This window comes from Klebsiella sp. B345 (assembly GCF_051131735.1).
Classification (GTDB): Bacteria; Pseudomonadota; Gammaproteobacteria; order Enterobacterales; family Enterobacteriaceae; genus Klebsiella.
In genome coordinates this window covers 3376957-3397018 of the sequence record NZ_CP180443.1, presented here as the reverse complement: position 1 = coordinate 3397018, position 20062 = coordinate 3376957, and the positions used below count along the sequence as shown (strand labels likewise).

Sequence of the window (20062 nt, the reverse complement as noted above, 5' to 3'; positions counted from 1 at the left end):
AACGGTACAACAAATTCGATGATGAATCACGTAGTCTGGCAAAAGCACCTAACTGACAGCACGGGAAATAGCATGCCCTAACCCCTGGATATCTTCACCAAAGCCGCGAGCAGTATTACAGCCGGTCAGCAAAACCGCGCTCAGGGAGAGCAATATCAGAAGCTTAATTGAGTTATTCATCTTCCCCTGTTCGTCCGTTCCTTGCTTACGATATCCTGGCCTGCAATAGCAGGCGCAGCACACTGCTGCGCCAACCATCTCAGAACATGAATTACTTCACGCGGGATACGTATTCGCCAGAGCGAGTATCCACTTTGATGACTTCACCAATCTGAACGAACAGCGGAACTTTAACCACAGCGCCAGTAGACAGCGTTGCTGGTTTACCACCGGTACCTGCGGTGTCGCCTTTCAGACCCGGATCGGTTTCAACGATTTCCAGTTCAACGAAGTTCGGCGGAGTCACGGAGATAGGCTGACCGTTCCACAGGGTCACGATGCACTCAGCCTGATCCAGCAGCCATTTAGCGTTATCGCCAACTGCTTTCGCGTCAGCAGCCAGCTGCTCGAAAGTAGAGTTGTTCATGAAGTGGAAGAACTCACCGTCGTTGTACAGGTAAGTCAGGTTCATATCGACAACGTCTGCGCCTTCAGCGGAATCGGTAGATTTGAAGGTTTTCTCTACGCGGGTACCGGTCAGCAGACGGCGCAGCTTAACGCGCGCAAAAGCCTGACCTTTACCTGGTTTCACGAATTCACTCGCTTCAACCGCATAAGGTTCGCCGTCCATCATGATTTTAAGACCGGCACGAAAATCGTTGCTATAGTAAGTCGCCATAAGGCCCTCTGAAATTGTTAATTGGTAGCTAAGCCACAAAATGGCGCATATTGTAACCCTAAATACCCCATCCAGAGAAGATTGGTTAACGCAACTTGCCGATGTTGTGACCAGTCCTGATGAACTGCTGCATCTTTTAAATGTAGACGCTGACGCAAACTTATTGGCGGGGCGTGATGCGAAGCGCCTGTTTGCACTGCGTGTTCCACGGGCATTTATCGCTCGTATGGAGCCAGGAAACCCCAACGATCCCCTTCTTCGTCAGGTACTTACCTCACAGGAAGAGTTTGTCTCTGCCCCTGGATACTCCACCGATCCCCTGGAAGAACAGCACAGCGTAGTTCCTGGCTTGTTGCATAAATACCGCAACCGGGCGCTGCTTCTGGTGAAAGGCGGCTGCGCGGTAAATTGTCGATATTGTTTCCGTCGGCACTTCCCCTACGCTGAAAACCAGGGCAATAAACGTAACTGGCAGGCCGCACTGGAGTATATTGCCGCCCATCCGCAGCTGGATGAGATCATTTTTTCCGGCGGCGACCCTCTGATGGCAAAAGATCATGAGCTCGACTGGCTGCTAACGCAGCTGGAAGGTATCCCACATATCAAGCGCCTGCGTATCCACAGCCGCCTGCCGATCGTTATTCCGGCGCGTATCACCGCTACGCTGGTGTCGCGTTTTGAACAATCGTCGCTGCAGATCCTGCTGGTGAACCACATTAATCATGCCAATGAGATCGATAACGACTTCCGTGAGGCAATGAAGCGTTTACGCAAAGCAGGCGTCACGCTCCTGAATCAAAGCGTTCTGCTGCGCGGCGTCAACGATAATGCGCACACGTTGGCCGATCTAAGCAATGCACTGTTCGATGCGGGCGTCATCCCCTATTATTTGCACGTGCTGGACAAGGTGCAGGGCGCGGCCCATTTTATGGTCGATGACGAGGAAGCCCGAGTGATTATGCGCGAACTGTTGACCCTGGTGTCAGGCTATATGGTGCCAAAACTGGCGCGTGAAATTGGCGGCGAGCCCAGCAAGACGCCGCTGGATTTAGGCCTTAAACAACGTTAACGGCGAAAGTCTGCCAGGCGTGACCTGGCGGACTATGAAGTCATTGGTAGCAGACACAAAAGAAGACCAATAATTAATCCAGCACATAACGTTCACTGTTTTATCTTTACAGCAGGTCGCCGCATTTTAACGTTAAATTAATTATTAACGTTATTCATTAATAACGACCAACCAAAATAAAGAAAGTGCGTTCGCGGCAATAGTCGCAACCAGAAGTGGTAAAATCCACCCGGGCAATTTAATGACCACCAGTTTCCCATCATGTTTACGATCCTCCTCCTCATAAGCAATTACATCTTTAATGAGGCGATTATCATCAGGAGGAGGATCAACGTCAGTAGTCGCTGGCATATCAACAACCTGACCAAGCGGAACATCATCTGTTTTTAAGGAAGAAGTAACGTACGTATCTGCAGCAAGAACAAAGCCCTGCTGCCTGACGGTAGAAATAATATCTTTCGACAACCCAGCTTTAGCCAGCGATCTCCTGAGCAAAGAGATGTTCTGATAGAATGTATTTTGAGAGACAACAACCCCCCGCGTTTTCCATACCGTATCCAGGAATTCTTCCCGCGAAACAATTTCCCCCTGACTTTCCAGTAAGAGTTGAAGACAACGTGCCGTTGGTGCATTCAAACTGACCCACTCTCCACGTCCACCTAAAGGCCGCAACTCATTAGCATTCACATCAAAAATAATTTCATCATTAATGATATATTCGTTAAATATCATAGTTCCCGATCTTCCTCATCAGCAAAACGATATGACGATGAATTAAATTAAAATTCACCACCCAAAATCAGCCAACTTCCTTGTAACTCTATAAAATACAGATGATTTTATGTGTAAACATGCAAATTCGATTCTGGAGTAAGAATGAGAATAACATGATATTTGAAAAAAATGGAAGTACGGATGCCGCCATAATAGTCTACATTTACACGCATTGATGCGCAGATTGATCATACAAATAGAATGCAAATCGCTTGATTTGAAAAGATGAAATTTAAATTCAGGTAAAATTCACATGCATTTTACCAGCCTCCGATTTAAGTTTGTTTCCGCTTCTGTCAATAAACGCCAAGAAGCATATATATGTATGCTTTGTTTATCCGACAGGGGGAAAACGAACGGTGCCCAGGTATAGATAGCGGCAAGGCTATTAACCATAAATTAAGTAGCAACCGAGCCGGGCATCTATTCAGGACTTATATCTAATAAATGGATTAAACAAATGAAAAAAACAATCATTGCTGCAACAATCGCTGCTTCTGCAGTATTCGGTACTCAGGCTTTCGCAGCAGGGAACAGTGCTTATCTGACGATTCTGGGTAACGTTACCGAAACGGGTGAATCCTGTAACGTAACGCCAGGACTGGCGATTCAGGGCGGTGTTTTGAAACTGTCTGATGTTAAAGCTTCTGCACTGGAAGCTCTGGCAGTAAATACCCCGCACATGGCTCTGGCTGGCGATATCGAGTACAAAATTGAAGATTGCCAGAAAGGTGCAACCGATTATAGCGGTAACCTGAACATTGCCGTAACCGGCGACTACATCAGCGGCATGGATGATGTACTGACCAACACCGCTGCAGGCGGAGCTAAAAATGCATCTGTGGCTGTAATCAAGACCGACGGTTCTCGTATCAGCCTGACTGGTGCAACTCCTGACGTTGTGCCTTTCGTTGCAGGTAAAGCTTCCACTGTATTCTATAAAGCAGCATATGTTAAAACTGCCAATGGCGTAACCCAAGGGCCAGTTAAAGGCGTAGCCACCTTCACCATCAGCTACTAATACGCAATAGGGCTTACTTAGGTAAGCCCTACTATTTCATTCAGGGACTGAATTATGCTGAAATCATTATTGAAAATGGTGGTTGTTTCTTTTCTTTCTACGAGCTTTGTTGCCCACAGTGGGATTGTTATCGATTCAACGCGCCATCTTTATAAAGAAGGAACGCGTGAGATTAGCGCTAACATAGAAAACAAAGATGATATCCCCTATCTGGTCAAATCATGGGTTGAACCTCGGGAAGGAAATAATGCATCATTTTTTATGGTGACCCCGCCTCTTTTCCGTCTGGAAGCGAAACAAAAGAATACCGTTCGTGTTTTTCCGAACGCGCACATCGCTAATGCACCAAAAGACAGAGAAACCGTTTACTTCTTTAGCGTGATGTCTATCCCACCAACCAACGAAGCCGATAACGATAAGAATAAGGTTCAGTTAGCCGTTCGTCATAGAATGCGACTGATTTATCGCCCATTATCCATACAGAGTCTTTCTATAAACGAAGAAGCTAAAAAATTAGAGTGGCGTAGGGTAAACAACAAAATCACGTTGAAAAATGCGACGCCGTTTTTCATCTATTTCAAATCGGTCAAAATCAACGGCAAGGAAGTGGGTGGTACCGTTAATAACATAGAATCATTTTCAACCAGAGAGTTTTCGTTACCTGCTGGTGTTAATGGCTCAGAAATAGTATGGAAAGTAGCAACCGATAATGGTGGTACGGGTTCTGCTTACTCGTCATCGATTTAATTACTGTTCTTTTTGAACGGTCAGGGTGGACGTATGTTTATTTCAATAAGAAAAAGGGATGGTGTTTTTTGGGGTGTTTCCCGCTCGCTTTTTGTCTTTCTTCCTGTATTCACTTTCGGCTTATGCAATCACGCTTTGGCTCGTGATTTCTTTGACCCTGAGTTTATCAAGTCTGTTGACCAATCCACTGATTCTTCTCTCATACCTGACTTATCACAATATGCGACAAAAGACGCACAGGCACCGGGCGAGTATCGTGTTGAAATTTTTTTGAACAATAATCTGCAGGAAACGACCGATATTCGCTTTGTCGAGAAAAGAGATCCGGTTACCGGCGAGCTAAGGCTTGGCCCCTGCCTGAGCATGGCGAGATTATCTGGCTATGGGTTACGTGTCGGGGCATTTCCGACATTAACGGAAGATGAAAACGGGTGTGTAAACACCGCTCGTGTCCCCGACTTTTCGGCTGACTTTAACTTCAATACTCAGCAGCTTTTGATATCCATACCGCAGGCGGCATTGTTAAATGCCGCACAAGGTATGGTTCCTCCAGAAGAGTTCGATGACGGTATTAACGCATTGCTGACCAACTATCAGTTCAGCTCTGGCAAAGATTACGAAGCCAAAAACGAATACTATAATGTTAATCTGCAGTCAGGCCTGAATATCGGTGCATGGCGGCTTCGCAATCTGATGACCTGGAATAAATCAGCAGGGAGTCGCGGTGACTGGGACTCCGTCTATATGTACGCCCAGCGCAGTATTATTCCGTTGAAAAGCACCTTAGTCTTAGGTGAAAGTTCCTCCCTGTCGAGTATTTTTGACAGCGTCCCCTTCACTGGTATCCAGCTCGCAACCGACACGGACATGATCCCCGAAAGCCTTAGAGGCTTCGCGCCTATTGTGCGCGGTATTGCCAGAACCAATGCCCGCGTGGTCATCAAACAGAATGGTTACCAGATTTACCAGGCGTTTGTTGCCCCTGGTGCCTTTGAAATTAACGATCTCTATTCTACCGGGGGCAATGGTGACCTGTATGTCACCGTCGAAGAAGCCGATGGCTCCCGCCAGAACTTTGTCGTTCCTTACGCTTCTTTGCCACTGATGCTCAGAGAAGGTCAGATGGAATATGAAATTACCAGCGGCAAATATCGCCCCTACAATGGCGACATAGAAGACAAACCGTTTACTCAGGCCACTATCGGCTACGGCGTACTGGACAATACGACGCTCTATGGCGGTGTGCAGGCTGCGTCAACCTATCAAGCCCTGGCCTTCGGCGTGGGACAAAATATGGGAGATATTGGGGCGATTTCTGCTGATGTAACCCAAGCCTGGTCCAAAAAGAAAGACGAGGATAAAACAACGGGCCAGTCGTGGCGAATTCGTTACGGTAAAAATATTCTTGAAACCGGCACGAATATTACCGTCGCGGGTTATCGCTATTCAACCTTCGGGTATAATACGCTTTCTGAGGTCATGAATACCTATAACAACCGTTATGGCACCTATTCTCCATATTCTATTCGTAACAGAACAAATATTACCCTAAGCCAAAGCCTGGGCTCTGGCCTTGGAAGCATTTCTGTATCAGGGGTATTCGAAGATTACTGGCATACTCATCGCCGTAATAGCTCATTGAACATCGGGTATAACGGTGGTTTCCGTCAAATCAACTATTATGCAGGTTATAGCTACAGCCGTTATTCCTGGGGTAGTCATGGTGGTAGTCGCTCTGTAGAGGACGATCATGTCTTCACATTGAATGTTTCCATCCCGTTAGCAGACTGGTTACCTAATTCTTATGCAGGCTATAACGTCACCAATAGCAACCCAGGTTCTACCGAACAATCTGTTTCACTGGGCGGCAGCGCGCTGGAAGGCAATGGTCTGGACTGGAACATTCAGCAAGGTTATAGCAACAGAGAAGACGCCAGCGGCGGGTTATACGGTACCTATCGCGGTTCATTCGGCTCAATGACTGGTGGCTATAGTTATAATAAAGAGAGTCAGTACATCAACTATGGTCTTAGCGGTGGCGTGCTGGTTCATGCCGACGGTATAACGTTAGGCCAGGAAATGTCTGATACAAGCGTTCTGGTAAAAGCACCAGGATTAAATGGCGTTGGGCTGGAGAATAACTCGACCATTAAAACCGATTTCCGTGGTTACGCGATTCTTCCCTACGTCACACCATACCACCGTACAAGCGTGGCGTTGGATAGCACCACGCTGGGCGATGATATGGAACTGCCGAATACAGTCCAAAAAGTCGTTCCGACACGTGGCGCTATCGCACGGGCAAACTTCCAGGGCAACATCGGCCGCCGTGCGTTCTTGATCCTGAAGAGACCGTCAGGTGACGCTGTTCCTTATGGCTCGACGGTAACCCTGGTTGCGCGTCCGGATGCCCAGGCCAGTATTGTTTCTGATGGCGGTATGGTGTATCTGTCCGGTCTGCAGGATAGCGGTGAGATACATGCACAGTGGGGAAGCAAAGCCGGGCAGCAGTGTAAAGCCACCTATGACTTAGCTGCGGTAACTGAAGGTATTGTGCAAGCCACTGCGGTTTGTCATTAACAGGGATGGTTGAACAGTGATGAAAAAAATAATTGTTTTTATGAGTTTATTCTTTGTCAGTTTTCCTTTGATGGCGGTCTGCACTAAAACTGGAGGAGCCCTCACAGTCGGAGTTTCATTACAAAAATTACGCGCGGATGCATTCACCGCGCCTGCTGGTACCGTACTTTCGGCAGAGACGTTTGGGGGTAACTTTAGAGGTACCGCGACGTTTAAGGGCTGTGCTGTAAACGACCTTTACGCGGTTACTGCCGTACCTAGCGTAGTTGAGGCTATCGGGGTAAGAGGAGTAAGCGGCGGAAAGGTATATGAAACCGGGATCCCTGGCATTGGCTTTGAATTCACCGATTACCTTACCGGTTCCGCTAGTCGGCCTATACCGGCGGCCGTGGGGACGTCGTATTCAGCCTATGGTTTGAATTCCACTAGCAAACCCGAGTTGATGACCGTCTGGTTTATCAAAACCAAGGATAATATCGAAGCCAGTAGTCTTAGTGGCGGTAGAACGGTGACTGAAATAGTGTTTACAGCAGGAATTCCAGGCTTAATCACCGCCAAAACGGATCTGTTCTATTTACAGATTAAGATCGGGTCGTCGATAACCATCCGTGAGGGGTCGTGTGAAATAACGCCGCAAGGTGGCAGTACCGTAAATTTACAGCCGATAGATCTAACCCTATTAAAGGGTATATCTCAGGGGGCCGTTACCGGCAAGCAAAAGGAGTTTACGCTCGATGTTACCTGCCCTGATTCATCCGTCGGATTTGATTATCGTTACTGGTTCAATCCGATTAGCGATGTTTCAGCAACAAAAGACGGTGTATTACTAAACTCTACTAGCGAGTTGTCCGGTGGAGCCAAAAACGTCGGCTTGATAATTAAGCAGGGAACAACACCTATAACCTTTTTCGATGCATCAAAATACACAATAACAAAGGTAAGTAAGTCTCAGTCCTTAAGTTTTACCGCAGATTACTATAAAGTTAGCAATGACGTCTCCACCGGCTCTGTCAGTGGCATGATGGAAATAGTAATTCAGGAAAAGTAATATTCTTTTCCCTTCTGATGTTGACAGGCATTTAGTTATGTTTGTCAACATTTTTTAATACTGCGAACATCTATTCTCGTCTTCATTCATTTCCTTCATTACATATAATGCAATGCTGACCGTTCTTCTTGATTTGATTCAGTAACGGCAACTATTTCTCATATTATCAATATATCCTCCCATCGCAAGCCATAATGCCGGATGACGACAAGCACCGATCAATTTATGCACTTAACCGTCAGTAAGTTGTTTTATCCAGGAATGAGGCCTTTTATTATCTCTGCCGTCATAACCAAAACACCCTGCCACAGCGCAACCCTGTAACCAAAACCATACGACGCATCCAGCCCCCCTTCATGGATTACTTGTTATATTGTCAGTCAATATCCATTAAAAAATATAGCCATATCGTTGGCATCACGAATCCGTTCGTTTATGACGATCAGCCCTTTAGAAAAATGAATAACATAAGGCAGCACTTCACCTTAGACAAAACTCACTTCACAAACTAAACCCAGAATAATTACCATCATAAAATCATGCGGTTACAAAAATACTAAAAGCACTACAGATGAACCAAATGGCAGAATAGTATGAAGCGTAAAAATTCAACATGAATTCTTCAAGAAAGGATTAAAAAAGTAAATTTTATCATTACAATAGACCACAGAATACATGAGATATTACACACCATGTTATTCTGATGTGAAAAGACAGGGATAATAATATTATTATCAAAAGTACCTATTCCTTTAAGGGATAATATACAAAAGGATGAGTTATGAAGCAATTAACTATTTTTGAAATGGAAGCTATCTCTGGTGGCTATTCCTGGGATTTTTCTTCAATCGCTGGGGCGCTGACTTCAATTGCTACCAATGCCGTTGAAGCAGTAGGTGCAGCCGCTTTGGGCGGAGTCACAGGTGCAATCGCTGGGACTATTATCGGCGGCGTTTGGGGCGGTAATGGCGGCGGTATCCTCGGCGTCGGTTCAATTGGTCAGGGTGTTGGCATGATCTATGGGCTGGTTGTTGGCGGCATTGGCTGCGGCTTTGCCGCCAGCCTGGTTGGCTGGGATAAAACCTATGAAGTCTGCGTCGGCGTTGTTGAAGGTGTGTATGAAGGTAGGTTCTCGCCATGGCCAACGACAGCGTAAGTGCCGTTGATTTAGCATTATGGTTAATTAGCTGATTCTTTCAGCGCAAGGCCTGGGTAACCAGGCCTTTATTGGTTTTAAACAGACAAGTGGTGCATATGCTAAAGAATATCTATCGCAAGGAAGCTATTGAATACAAGAGGCACCATTGGAAAGGAAAGGCGCTATTGTTGGCAGGGATGCCTGCTTGGTTGATTATTTTATTATCCTTCGCTTTTATCATCGTATTAATCTCCACGCTGATTTTTTGTCAGTACACGCAACGGGTTGATGTCCGTGGCGAAGTGATCACCCTGCCGCACTCGATTAACGTCTTCGCTCCCCAGCAGGGCTTCGTGGTTGAACAGCATGTTAATGTAGGCGATATCGTAAAAAAAGGGCAAAAACTCTATGAACTGGATGTTTCCCGCAATACCATCGGCGGCAATGTCAGCGCGACGCAAATTGAAGCTATCAATAAAAAAATCGTCAATGCAGAAGATATTCTGACTAAACTCTCTCATAACAAGTCAGAAACATTAAGCGCACTAGATAAACAGCTTAAAACAACTGAAGATTCGCTGAAAGAAACCAACCAGATGCTGGTAACCACGCAGACGGGGCTTAAAAAGATGCGTGCTAACCTCGCCAGCTATGACAAATATTTAACAGACGGCCTCATCACCAAAGATCAGTACAATTATCAGCATTCATTATACTTCCAGCAGCAGAGTACGTATCAGTCGCTGATCAGCCAAAAAATGCAGCTGGAATCGCAGTTAACACAGACCAACAGCGATAAAGTGACTAAAGCCGCAGATTTTGACAATCAGATTTCCAACCAACACAACCAAATTTATGACTTTAAGAACCAATTGCTGGAATCCAATGCTAACGGTAACATTATTATCAAGGCGACAACGGACGGAAAAATAGAATCACTGGCGGTCACGACCGGTCAGATGGTTGAGAATGGCAGCAGCCTGGCGCAAATAAAGCCGATGGGAAATATCGAGTACTATCTCATACTGTGGCTGCCGAATAATGCGATTCCCTACGTTAAACCCGGTGACACCATCAATATTCGTTATGATGCATTCCCTTCGGATAAATTTGGTCAATTCCCCGGGGAAGTACTCACGATTTCGTCGGTACCAGCGTCACGCCAGGAGATGGCAGAATATACCAATGTGAATACTGGCACCACCCAGCAAGAGCTGGCGCTTTATAAAACCATTATAAAAATAAAGGATAAAACCTTTAGCTATAACGGCAAAACACTCACGCTCTCTAATGGCTTGAAAGCCCAGGCGCTGGTCTTCCTCGAAGAACGACCGCTCTATATGTGGATGTTTACCCCTTTTTATAAGATGACGCAGAGTGTGAGTGGGCCAATCGATGCATAAAGAACTCTTTAAGACCATTACAGATAAACTTAACTTTTCCTTCCGCCATAAAACGCCGGTTATTTTGCAGTCAGAAGCGTCGGAATGCGGTATCGCCTGCCTGGCGATGGTTTGCGGTTTTTACGGGCTCAATATCGATCTGTTTAACTTCCGCCAGCGCTTTGGCAGCCCTTCACAAGGTGCGTCGTTATTATCATTAAGTAAAACGGCGGAGCATGCCGGGTTAAAAAGCCGGGCGCTTTCTCTCGACCTGGATGAGATCAAACAGCTTAAACTGCCGTGCGTGATGCACTGGGGCATGAACCACTATATTGTGCTGACCGGCGTGCGCAAAAACAACTTCGTCGTGCACGATCCGGCATTAGGGCGGCGAATTATTAGTGCCCAGGAGATGTCTAATCATTTTACCGGTGTTGCCCTCGAACTGTGGCCTGAGCAGAATTTTCAGCAAGAGCAGGCAAAATCCCGCCTGCGTCTGCTGGACCTGATGCGCAATATCGTCGGCCTGAAGTCCGTGCTGTTAAAAATATTCGCTTTTTCCGTTGTCGTTGAAGCCATTGGCTTATTGCTGCCTATCGGTACACAGCTGGTGACTGACCACGTCATCATGGCACACGACCAGAGTCTGCTTTCCGTCATCTGTATTGGCCTGGTATTCTTTACCCTGTTCCGTACCTTTATCAGCATGCTGCGCGCATGGACCTCGTTAACGCTGAATACCCTGACCAATATTCAGTGGAAAACCACGTTGTTCGATCATCTGACAAGCCTGCCATTATCTTTCTTTGAGAAACGGCACTTAGGTGATATTCAGTCGCGTTTTTCATCGCTGGATACGATCCGCTCCACATTAACCAATAGCATCGTCAGCGGTATTATCGATTCGATCATGACCATTGGTCTGCTGGTCATGCTGACGTTATATGGCGGCTGGCTGGTCCTGGTGGTCGTAGGATTTACCTTATGCTACGCCATCATGCGTTTTGCCACCTACAGCTTCTACCGCCGCGTTGCAGAGGAGCAGGTGATTAAAGGCGCTCGTTCCGGTTCTCACTTTATGGAGACGCTGTATGGCATTTCCACCATCAAAGCGCTGAATTTAAAAGAGCGCCGCTCCCAGCATTGGTTGAATATTAATATTGACGCCTGTAACGCCGGCATCAAACAAACCCGTTTCGATATGATGTTTGGCGGCATCAATACCTTTATTACGTCCATCGATCAGGTCGCCATACTCTGGTTGGGCGCCATCATGGTCATTGATAACAGCATGACTCTCGGTATGTTTATGGCGTTCAATGCCTATCGCGGGCAGTTTTCTCAGCGGGCATCCAGCCTTATCGATCTCTTTATGCAAGTGCGTATGCTGTCGTTACATAATGAGCGTCTTTCAGAAATCGTCTTCACCGAAGCGGAAAAAGAACTGCCCGCCCGCCGCGTCTTTGCCGAGAATACCGGCGTCAGACTGGAAGTCAGAAATCTCAGTTATCAGTACGATCCGTTCTCGCAACCCATTTTTTCAAATCTCAACCTCACGGTTGCAGCCGGTGAATCGGTAGCGCTGATAGGGCCTTCAGGGGTCGGTAAGACCACCTTACTGAAAGTGATGTGCGGTCTGCTCCCCCCCACCACCGGCGATATCACGGCCGACAATCTCGATATTGAGAAAATTGGCCTCAATAATTTCCGTCTCGGAACCGCCTGTGTGCTGCAGGAAGACAGGCTATTTTCGGGGTCGCTTATCGATAATATCAGCAGCTTTGAAGATAACGCGGATATGGATTTTATTATCGAATGCGCCCGACGCTGCAACATCCATGACGAAATCATGAAAATGCCGATGGGCTATGAAACCATCGTCGGTGAACTGGGTCTCGGTATTTCCGGGGGGCAAAAGCAGCGTATTCTGGTTGCCCGCGCACTTTATCGAAAGCCCAGCATTCTGTTTATGGATGAAGCCACCAGCCATCTCGATCTGCAAAATGAATCCATTATTAACCAGTCTATTTCTGATTTAAGTATTACCCGAATCATTGTTGCCCACCGGCCCTCCACCATTGCCTCAGCCGATCGCATCATTGATTTATCGCAACCCAATACCCTGACGTCAGCATAACGGCTCAGCACAAGGAGAATTCCATGCAAGGACAATTCATTGGCTTTAATACCTCAGGCATTACGCTCGAAGACCGATTTTTTGCGTTAATGTTAAAAACAAAACAGCAAGATCAGCGTTGCCAGACCTATTATCTGCAAGTGAATGCACTGACCGATCTCCTGCTGGTACTGCGCCACCGTATGACTGTCGTCTTTCAGCGTTTGATGACAGAAGGTGATAGCTATCAGGCCGAGCTCAGCGCGTTTAATGAGCAGCTTCTCGCCAATACACCACCTATAGAAGCGTCTGAAATACAGCAGCCTAATCAGGAAAGGCGCATTATGTCGATAACCCTGAAACCAGGCACGACCGCCTCAACACTGATTCTGGTGCTGCAAAATGAGCAGATAGTCACTCTTCATATTGATGATATGCAAGTTGAAGCACTGTTAATTGGTATTTATCAGGCGCTACAGAGTACAGGCGATGAAGCGGTTATCGAGTATTTCGACACCATGTTGGATTTTTTGCTGCTGTATACCATTGACTTAACGCAGAGCCGGAACTTCGATTATCAACAATATACCCAGAGCGAATGGCGGTTGAACCTGTTTTCTCATTATCTGAGTGTGCTGTTCTGTTGCGATACACCGCAGGGCAGGAAAATCATCTCGGGGGCGGTGATCAAAACCAGCGTGTCTCATCACTCTGAAGAAGAAAACAGTATTGTGATGCGTCTGTTAGAAAAAAGTCCAAAACTGAAAGCGCTGCATGGCAGCTATGAGGCCAGCCAGATCTATAGCCAAATCATTCCGTCACAGCCAGGAAAAATGATGACCATGGAAGAGTGCCTGCGCCCATTGCATGCTTTTTACCTTGAAACACAGGCAACGATAGACACACAGTCATAGATAAAGCCGGAAAAGATGCCCCTGTGCACGGCAAGGGGCGTCTGTCACATCAGTTCGGGCACTTATAGACCTGACCGTTCATTTCGCTGTCGGTCGGCACAAAGCTCGACAACAGATTCTGCGTCGGGCTGCTGACGCCATAAATCACGTTGCCACCCATTGCCGCAGCCTGGTTACGCAGCGAGTTAGCTGCGCCACGCATGGAGCCGCCCTCATCACCGTTCTGACCGGACAACCAGTTGCTCTGCTTGCCAGTCGCGGTCCCCAACAGCTGGCAATCCGCACCCGGCTTGTCTTCAACAAAGCGTACGCTCTGTCCGCCTGAGCTCAGTTCGTTGCTGGAACTGCAACCCGCTAACAATAGTGCTGCGCCGACAATCCCTGCTAAATATCTTACCTGCATGTTATTCCCCATGATCAATGAGCTGGACGCGCTGGCCCGGATGTACACCTTATACTAAAAAGAGCAGAAAAAGAAAAACCCCCGAGCATTTCTGCCCGGGGGTTTCTTTGTTTCTAAGGGGTATAGCGCACGATTACATCATGCCGCCCATACCACCCATGCCGCCCATACCGCCAGCAGCACCTAAATCAGCTGCGTCGCTTTTCGGCAGGTCGGTCACCATGCACTCGGTGGTGATCATCAGACCAGCAACGGAAGCGGCGTACTGCAGAGCAGAACGGGTCACTTTAGTCGGGTCCAGGATACCCATATCGATCATGTTACCGTATTCTTCGGTAGCGGCATTGTAGCCGTAGTTGCCATCGCCCGCTTTCACGGTGTTAGCGACTACAGACGGCTCTTCGCCACAGTTCAGCACGATCTGACGCAGCGGAGCTTCCATTGCGCGCAGCGCAACTTTGATACCGACGTTCTGGTCTTCGTTCTGACCGCGCAGGTCGCTCAGTTTGGATGCTACGCGAATCAGCGCCACACCACCGCCGGCAACCACGCCTTCTTCTACCGCAGCACGGGTCGCGTGCAGGGCATCGTCAACACGTGCTTTTTTCTCTTTCATTTCAACTTCGGTGGCTGCACCGACTTTGATAACTGCAACGCCGCCTGCCAGTTTAGCAACACGTTCCTGCAGTTTTTCACGGTCGTAGTCTGAAGTTGCTTCTTCAATCTGCTTACGGATCTGAGCAACACGGCCCTGGATCGCAGCTTCTTCACCCACGCCATCGATGATGGTGGTGGTGTCTTTGTTGATCACAACGCGTTTAGCCTGACCCATATCTTCCAGGGTCGCTTTTTCCAGCTCCATACCGATCTCTTCAGAGATAACGGTACCGCCGGTCAGGGTTGCGATGTCCTGCAGCATAGCTTTACGACGGTCGCCGAAGCCCGGTGCTTTGACCGCTGCTACTTTCACGATACCACGCATGGTGTTGACCACCAGAGTCGCCAGCGCTTCGCCTTCAACGTCTTCAGCGATGATAACCAGCGGTTTGCCTGCTTTCGCAACGGCTTCCAGCACTGGCAGCATTTCGCGGATGTTGGAGACTTTTTTGTCAGCCAGCAGGATGAACGGGCTTTCCAGCTCAACAGCGCCAGTTTCCGGCTTGTTGATGAAGTATGGGGACAGGTAGCCGCGGTCGAACTGCATACCTTCAACCACGTCCAGTTCGTCTTCCAGACCGGTACCGTCTTCAACGGTGATCACGCCTTCTTTACCGACTTTATCCATCGCTTCAGCGATCAGTTTACCTACGGTTTCGTCGGAGTTAGCGGAGATGGTACCAACCTGAGCAATAGCTTTAGAGTCAGAGCACGGTACGGACAGCGTTTTCAGTTCTTCAACAGCAGCAACGACAGCTTTGTCGATACCACGTTTCAGGTCCATCGGGTTCATGCCAGCAGCAACGGCTTTCAGGCCTTCTGCAATGATCGCCTGAGCCAGTACGGTTGCGGTGGTAGTACCGTCGCCTGCAGCGTCGTTCGCTTTAGAGGCAACTTCTTTAACCATCTGCGCGCCCATGTTTTCGAACTTGTCTTCCAGCTCGATTTCACGTGCAACGGACACGCCGTCTTTGGTGATGGTCGGTGCACCGAAGGATTTATCCAGTACCACGTTACGGCCTTTCGGACCCAGGGTCACTTTCACTGCATCTGCCAGTACGTTCACGCCGCGCAGCATTTTTACACGAGCGTCGTTACCGAATTTTACGTCTTTAGCTGCCATTTTTTCTATTCCTCAAATTCGTTCAGTTTCGCGCGCGAATTACGCTTCAACAATTGCCAGAATGTCGCTTTCAGACATGATCAGCACTTCTTCATTGTCGATTTTTTCCGACTTCACACCGTAGCCGTCGTTAAAAATAACGATGTCGCCAACTTTAACGTCCAGCGGCTGCACAGTGCCGTTTTCCAGGATGCGGCCCTTACCGACAGCGATGATTTCGCCACGAGTTGATTTGGCTGCTGCAGAACCGGTCAGTACGATGCCGCCTGCAGATTTGGTTTCAACTTCTTTACGTTTGACGATCACACGATCATGTAACGGACGAATACTCATTGATAGCTCTCCTTTGAGAAAGTCATTATCAGTTATGGGTGACACCGGCCCATATAAGGTTTTCCGGCTAGTGCCTGAGAGATGGGGGTAGGTTTTCCCGCTTCAAGGGGCAAAGTTAAAAAAAAATTTTTCCACGTGCGCTGACGCACAAAAACGGCCGCCGTCATAAGTAAAAACGATTGTGATACCATCGATTTTTTCGGGGACAGGATTGCATCATGAGTGGTTTGAAGCAGGAGTTAGGTTTGGCTCAGGGAGTGGGGCTGCTTTCGACGTCGTTGCTTGGCACCGGGGTCTTCGCGGTTCCCGCGCTGGCAGCGTTGGTGGCGGGTGACAACAGCCTGTGGGCCTGGCCCGCGCTGATTTTGCTGGTCTTCCCGATTGCCATTGTCTTCGCCGTACTGGGTCGCCATTTCCCCAGCGCTGGCGGCGTCGCGCACTTCGTCAATATGGCGTTCGGTTCCCGTATGGAACGCGTCACCGGCTGGCTGTTCCTGTCGGTCATTCCGGTGGGGCTACCTGCCGCCCTGCATATCGCCACCGGCTTCGGTCAGGCACTGTTTGGCTGGCATGACAGCCAGTTATTGCTGGCAGAGCTGGGCACCCTGGCCATCGTCTGGTGGGTCGGCTCGCGGGGCGCCAGCTCCAGCGCTAACCTGCAAACGCTGGTCGCGATCCTTATCGTTGCGTTGATCGCCGCCATCTGGTGGCGCGGTGGGATTCATCTTGCACACATTCCCTTTCCGGCGGCGACAGAAATCGACCGTTCCCAGCTTTTCTCTGCGCTGTCGGTGATGTTCTGGTGCTTTGTCGGTCTCGAAGCCTTTGCCCATCTGGCATCGGAGTTTAAACGTCCGGAGCGTGATTTTCCCCGCGCACTGATGATCGGCCTGCTGCTGGCCGGATCGGTGTACTGGGCCTGTACCGTGCTGGTTCTCCATTTTCATGCCTTCGGTGACGATATGGCCGCCGCCGCGTCGCTGCCGACCATCGTAGTGCATCTATTTGGCGTGCAGGCGCTGTGGGTCGCCTGCGTGATCGGCTATCTCGCCTGCTTCGCTAGCCTCAATATTTATATCCAGAGCTTTGCCCGCCTGGTCTGGTCCCAGGCGCAGTACAAGCCCGGAAGCTACCTCGCACAACTCTCGCCACAGCGTATTCCCCGCAATGCGCTTAATGCAGTACTGGGCTGCTGTGTCATCAGCACGCTGTGTATCTACTGGCTTGATATCAATCTCGACGCGCTGATCGTCTATGCCAACGGCATCTTTATTATGATTTATCTGCTGTGCATGCTGGCAGGCTGTCGGTTGTTACAGGGACGCTATCGGGTGCTGGCGGTCATCGGAAGCGGACTATGCCTGCTGCTGTTGACGATGGTCGGTTGGAAAAGTCTGTATGCCCTGGTGGTGATGGCCGCCCTTTGGTTGTGGCTGCCGAAGCGCCACCGACCAGCCGGGACGCCTCCATCAGCGATAAAAAACCCATAAAAAAAGCCGGACCGCGCAATGCGTATCCGGCTCATCTACTGTTGTGCCCGGCAATGGATAGCCGGGCTGAACAGCTTAGCGGTCGTCTTTGTGGTCCAGGCGGTCACGCTCTTCATCTTTGCGCTGGTATTCGCCGTCAAAGGTCTCACCACCACCGGTTCCGGCACTAAAACCACCGCCCGGCATCCGGTTAAAGCGTAAATGCGGCATGAGCTTCAGGGTCAGGTGTTTTTGCACCGGCGGCAGCAGGAGCAACAAACCGAGGAAATCGGTAAAGAACCCCGGCAGCAACAGCAACAGACCAGCAATGATCAGCGAGACGCTTTTGATCATTTCGGCCGCCGGGCTTTCCCCTGCCGCCATCTTCTGCTGCATCAGCATCAAGTTTTTGAAGCCCTGGTTACGCACCAGCGACATCCCGACCACCGAGCTAAAGATCACCAGAATCAGCGTCATCAGCACGCCAAGCACGTGGGCCACCTGGATGAAGATCGATATCTCGATGTAAACGTATAAAAAAATGGCAATAAACGGAATCCAACGCACCGGCGTCTCCTTCATTAGCGGAGGCCATTATCGGCCCCCGCAGTCATTAGTTTGCTTTTCGCATCACACCAATATTGGGCTAAAACACCACATTTCAATCTGTGGAAACGGTAATTTTTTCAAGAACGGTAAAGCGGTGACTCATTTCACATATTAATAATTCTTATACCCTGCAATACATAATAAGTGATCAAGGTTGCTGACATTCGCTATCATCAGCATATGATCGTGGGCACCGGGCCGATTAAGGAAATAATCTTCGGCAAGAAAATACGCTAAATCTCATAAATTCTGTGTATTTGGTGAATTCATTGGCAGCTTGAAAAAGAAGGTTCACATGTTAAACAACATTCGTATCGAAGAAGATCTGTTGGGTACCAGGGAAGTTCCAGCTGACGCCTACTATGGTGTTCATACTCTGAGAGCGATTGAAAACTTCTACATCAGCAATAGCAAAATCAGTGATATACCTGAGTTTGTGCGCGGTATGGTGATGGTGAAAAAGGCCGCTGCGATGGCCAACAAGGAGTTGCAAACCATTCCTAAAAGCGTCGCAAACACCATTATTGCCGCATGTGACGAAGTTCTGAATAACGGTAAATGCATGGATCAGTTCCCGGTTGATGTGTTCCAGGGTGGCGCGGGTACCTCCGTCAACATGAACACCAACGAGGTTCTGGCCAACATCGGCCTTGAGCTGATGGGCCATCAGAAGGGTGAATACCAGTATCTGAACCCCAACGATCACGTTAACAAATGCCAGTCCACCAACGATGCCTATCCGACCGGCTTTCGCATCGCCGTCTATGCGTCACTGCTGAAATTAACCGATGCTATCAACCAACTGGGCGAAGGCTTCCAGAATAAAGCCGTCGAATTCCAGGACGTCCTGAAAATGGGCCGTACCCAGCTGCAGGACGCGGTACCGATGACCCTCGGCCAGGAGTTCCATGCCTTTAACGTTCTGCTGAATGAAGAGACCAAATGCATTCTGCGCACCGCTGAACTGCTGCTGGAAGTGAACCTCGGCGCCACCGCCATCGGTACGCGTCTGAATACTCCGGATGGCTATCAGCAGCTGGCCGTGCAAAAACTGGCGGAAGTCAGCGGCCTGCCGGTCATTCCGGCGGAAGACCTGATTGAAGCGACATCAGACTGTGGCGCCTACGTGATGGTCCACAGCTCGCTGAAACGCCTGGCGGTGAAGCTGTCCAAAATCTGTAACGACCTGCGCCTGCTCTCTTCCGGTCCGCGCGCTGGCCTGAACGAAATCAACCTGCCAGAACTGCAGGCGGGTTCATCCATCATGCCGGCCAAAGTTAACCCGGTGGTACCAGAAGTGGTTAACCAGGTCTGCTTTAAGGTTATCGGCAACGACACCACGGTCACGATGGCCTCCGAAGCCGGTCAGCTGCAGCTGAACGTCATGGAGCCGGTGATTGGCCAGGCCATGTTCGAGTCTATCCATATCCTGACTAACGCCTGCTACAACCTGCTGGAAAAATGCATCAACGGCATTACCGCCAACAAAGCCGTGTGTGAAGGCTATGTCTATAACTCGATTGGGATTGTCACCTACCTCAACCCGTTTATCGGCCACCACAATGGCGATATCGTCGGCAAGATTTGCGCCGAAACGGGCAAGAGCGTACGCGAAGTCGTACTGGAGCGCGGGCTGCTTACCGAAGCAGAGCTGGACGATATTTTCTCTGCGCAGAACCTGATGCATCCGGCCTATAAAGCGAAGCGATATACCGATGAAAGCGAACAGTAAGCTTTCGGGTTAAACTACCAAAAGGCATGTCAGCAATGACATGCCTTTTTTGCATTCTTAGGTTTACCAAATCACAACAATTCAATATCAACTTGTTAAAAAACAAGGA

General features: G+C 48.8%; 18 protein-coding genes. 11 read left to right on the top strand and 7 right to left on the bottom strand.

Going from position 1 to position 20062, the window contains the following annotated elements; genetic code table 11:
* Positions 1 to 48: 48 nt before the first annotated feature.
* The gene (locus tag ACMYSO_RS15930; protein WP_154145071.1) at positions 49 to 180 is read right to left on the bottom strand and encodes an entericidin A/B family lipoprotein; all 132 of its coding nucleotides are present in this window, start codon (positions 178 to 180) and stop codon (positions 49 to 51) included.
* Positions 181 to 271: 91 nt separating this feature from the next.
* A complete protein-coding gene (gene efp, locus ACMYSO_RS15925; protein ID WP_434586684.1) occupies positions 272 to 838 on the bottom strand; it encodes an elongation factor P in 567 nt (188 codons plus the stop codon).
* A 40-nt stretch (positions 839 to 878) separates the two neighbouring features.
* Between efp and epmB the strand changes: the two genes are divergently transcribed.
* Positions 879 to 1907 (top strand): EF-P beta-lysylation protein EpmB, encoded by a 1029-nt coding sequence (epmB, locus tag ACMYSO_RS15920; RefSeq protein WP_434665853.1) that lies wholly within the window; start codon positions 879 to 881, stop codon positions 1905 to 1907.
* Positions 1908 to 2057: 150 nt separating this feature from the next.
* Here epmB and ACMYSO_RS15915 read toward each other — a convergent pair whose 3' ends face one another.
* Positions 2058 to 2639 (bottom strand): winged helix-turn-helix domain-containing protein, encoded by a 582-nt coding sequence (locus ACMYSO_RS15915; RefSeq protein ID WP_434665851.1) that lies wholly within the window; start codon positions 2637 to 2639, stop codon positions 2058 to 2060.
* 502 nt (positions 2640 to 3141) lie between these two features.
* Here ACMYSO_RS15915 and ACMYSO_RS15910 point away from each other — a divergent pair.
* From ACMYSO_RS15910 to yjeJ, 8 genes are all read left to right on the top strand, one after another.
* Entirely contained in the window at positions 3142 to 3702 is a 561-nt protein-coding gene (locus tag ACMYSO_RS15910) for a fimbrial protein (RefSeq protein WP_434665850.1), read from the top strand.
* Positions 3703 to 3756: 54 nt separating this feature from the next.
* Complete coding sequence (locus tag ACMYSO_RS15905) at positions 3757 to 4449, top strand: fimbrial biogenesis chaperone (RefSeq protein WP_434665848.1); 693 nt, start codon at positions 3757 to 3759, stop codon at positions 4447 to 4449.
* A 33-nt stretch (positions 4450 to 4482) separates the two neighbouring features.
* The gene (locus ACMYSO_RS15900; protein ID WP_434665845.1) at positions 4483 to 7029 is read left to right on the top strand and encodes a fimbria/pilus outer membrane usher protein; all 2547 of its coding nucleotides are present in this window, start codon (positions 4483 to 4485) and stop codon (positions 7027 to 7029) included.
* A 19-nt stretch (positions 7030 to 7048) separates the two neighbouring features.
* A complete protein-coding gene (locus ACMYSO_RS15895) occupies positions 7049 to 8077 on the top strand; it encodes a fimbrial protein (protein WP_434665842.1) in 1029 nt (342 codons plus the stop codon).
* Between the two features lie 781 nt (positions 8078 to 8858).
* Positions 8859 to 9233: a hypothetical protein gene (locus ACMYSO_RS15890; protein WP_434665839.1), complete on the top strand. Its 375-nt coding sequence runs from the start codon at positions 8859 to 8861 to the stop codon at positions 9231 to 9233.
* Positions 9234 to 9331: 98 nt separating this feature from the next.
* Positions 9332 to 10618 (top strand): HlyD family secretion protein, encoded by a 1287-nt coding sequence (locus ACMYSO_RS15885; RefSeq protein ID WP_434665837.1) that lies wholly within the window; start codon positions 9332 to 9334, stop codon positions 10616 to 10618.
* Positions 10611 to 12734, top strand: a complete 2124-nt coding sequence (locus ACMYSO_RS15880) for a peptidase domain-containing ABC transporter (protein ID WP_434665834.1) — start codon at positions 10611 to 10613, stop codon at positions 12732 to 12734. The genes ACMYSO_RS15885 and ACMYSO_RS15880 overlap by 8 nt, the downstream gene beginning before the upstream one ends.
* A 23-nt stretch (positions 12735 to 12757) precedes the next feature.
* Positions 12758 to 13627, top strand: a complete 870-nt coding sequence (gene yjeJ, locus ACMYSO_RS15875) for a YjeJ family protein (protein ID WP_434665832.1) — start codon at positions 12758 to 12760, stop codon at positions 13625 to 13627.
* 49 nt (positions 13628 to 13676) lie between these two features.
* On the opposite strand, the gene ACMYSO_RS15870 is transcribed toward yjeJ, so the two are convergent.
* The 3 genes from ACMYSO_RS15870 to ACMYSO_RS15860 form a co-directional block, all read right to left on the bottom strand.
* Positions 13677 to 14030 carry a DUF4156 domain-containing protein gene (locus ACMYSO_RS15870; protein WP_434665831.1) on the bottom strand — a complete coding sequence of 118 codons (354 nt, stop codon included), beginning with the start codon at positions 14028 to 14030 and terminating at the stop codon, positions 13677 to 13679.
* A gap of 133 nt (positions 14031 to 14163) precedes the next feature.
* Positions 14164 to 15810: a chaperonin GroEL gene (groL, locus tag ACMYSO_RS15865; RefSeq protein ID WP_434665828.1), complete on the bottom strand. Its 1647-nt coding sequence runs from the start codon at positions 15808 to 15810 to the stop codon at positions 14164 to 14166.
* A gap of 39 nt (positions 15811 to 15849) precedes the next feature.
* On the bottom strand, positions 15850 to 16143 hold the full coding sequence (locus ACMYSO_RS15860) for a co-chaperone GroES (RefSeq protein ID WP_003855929.1): 294 nt from the start codon (positions 16141 to 16143) through the stop codon (positions 15850 to 15852).
* A 218-nt stretch (positions 16144 to 16361) separates the two neighbouring features.
* Between ACMYSO_RS15860 and yjeH the strand changes: the two genes are divergently transcribed.
* On the top strand, positions 16362 to 17633 hold the full coding sequence (gene yjeH, locus ACMYSO_RS15855; RefSeq protein ID WP_434665826.1) for an L-methionine/branched-chain amino acid transporter: 1272 nt from the start codon (positions 16362 to 16364) through the stop codon (positions 17631 to 17633).
* Between the two features lie 75 nt (positions 17634 to 17708).
* On the opposite strand, the gene ACMYSO_RS15850 is transcribed toward yjeH, so the two are convergent.
* Positions 17709 to 18179 (bottom strand): FxsA family protein, encoded by a 471-nt coding sequence (locus ACMYSO_RS15850; RefSeq protein WP_434586706.1) that lies wholly within the window; start codon positions 18177 to 18179, stop codon positions 17709 to 17711.
* Between the two features lie 337 nt (positions 18180 to 18516).
* Between ACMYSO_RS15850 and aspA the strand changes: the two genes are divergently transcribed.
* Positions 18517 to 19953 carry an aspartate ammonia-lyase gene (gene aspA, locus ACMYSO_RS15845; RefSeq protein WP_434665824.1) on the top strand — a complete coding sequence of 479 codons (1437 nt, stop codon included), beginning with the start codon at positions 18517 to 18519 and terminating at the stop codon, positions 19951 to 19953.
* Positions 19954 to 20062: the final 109 nt, after the last annotated feature.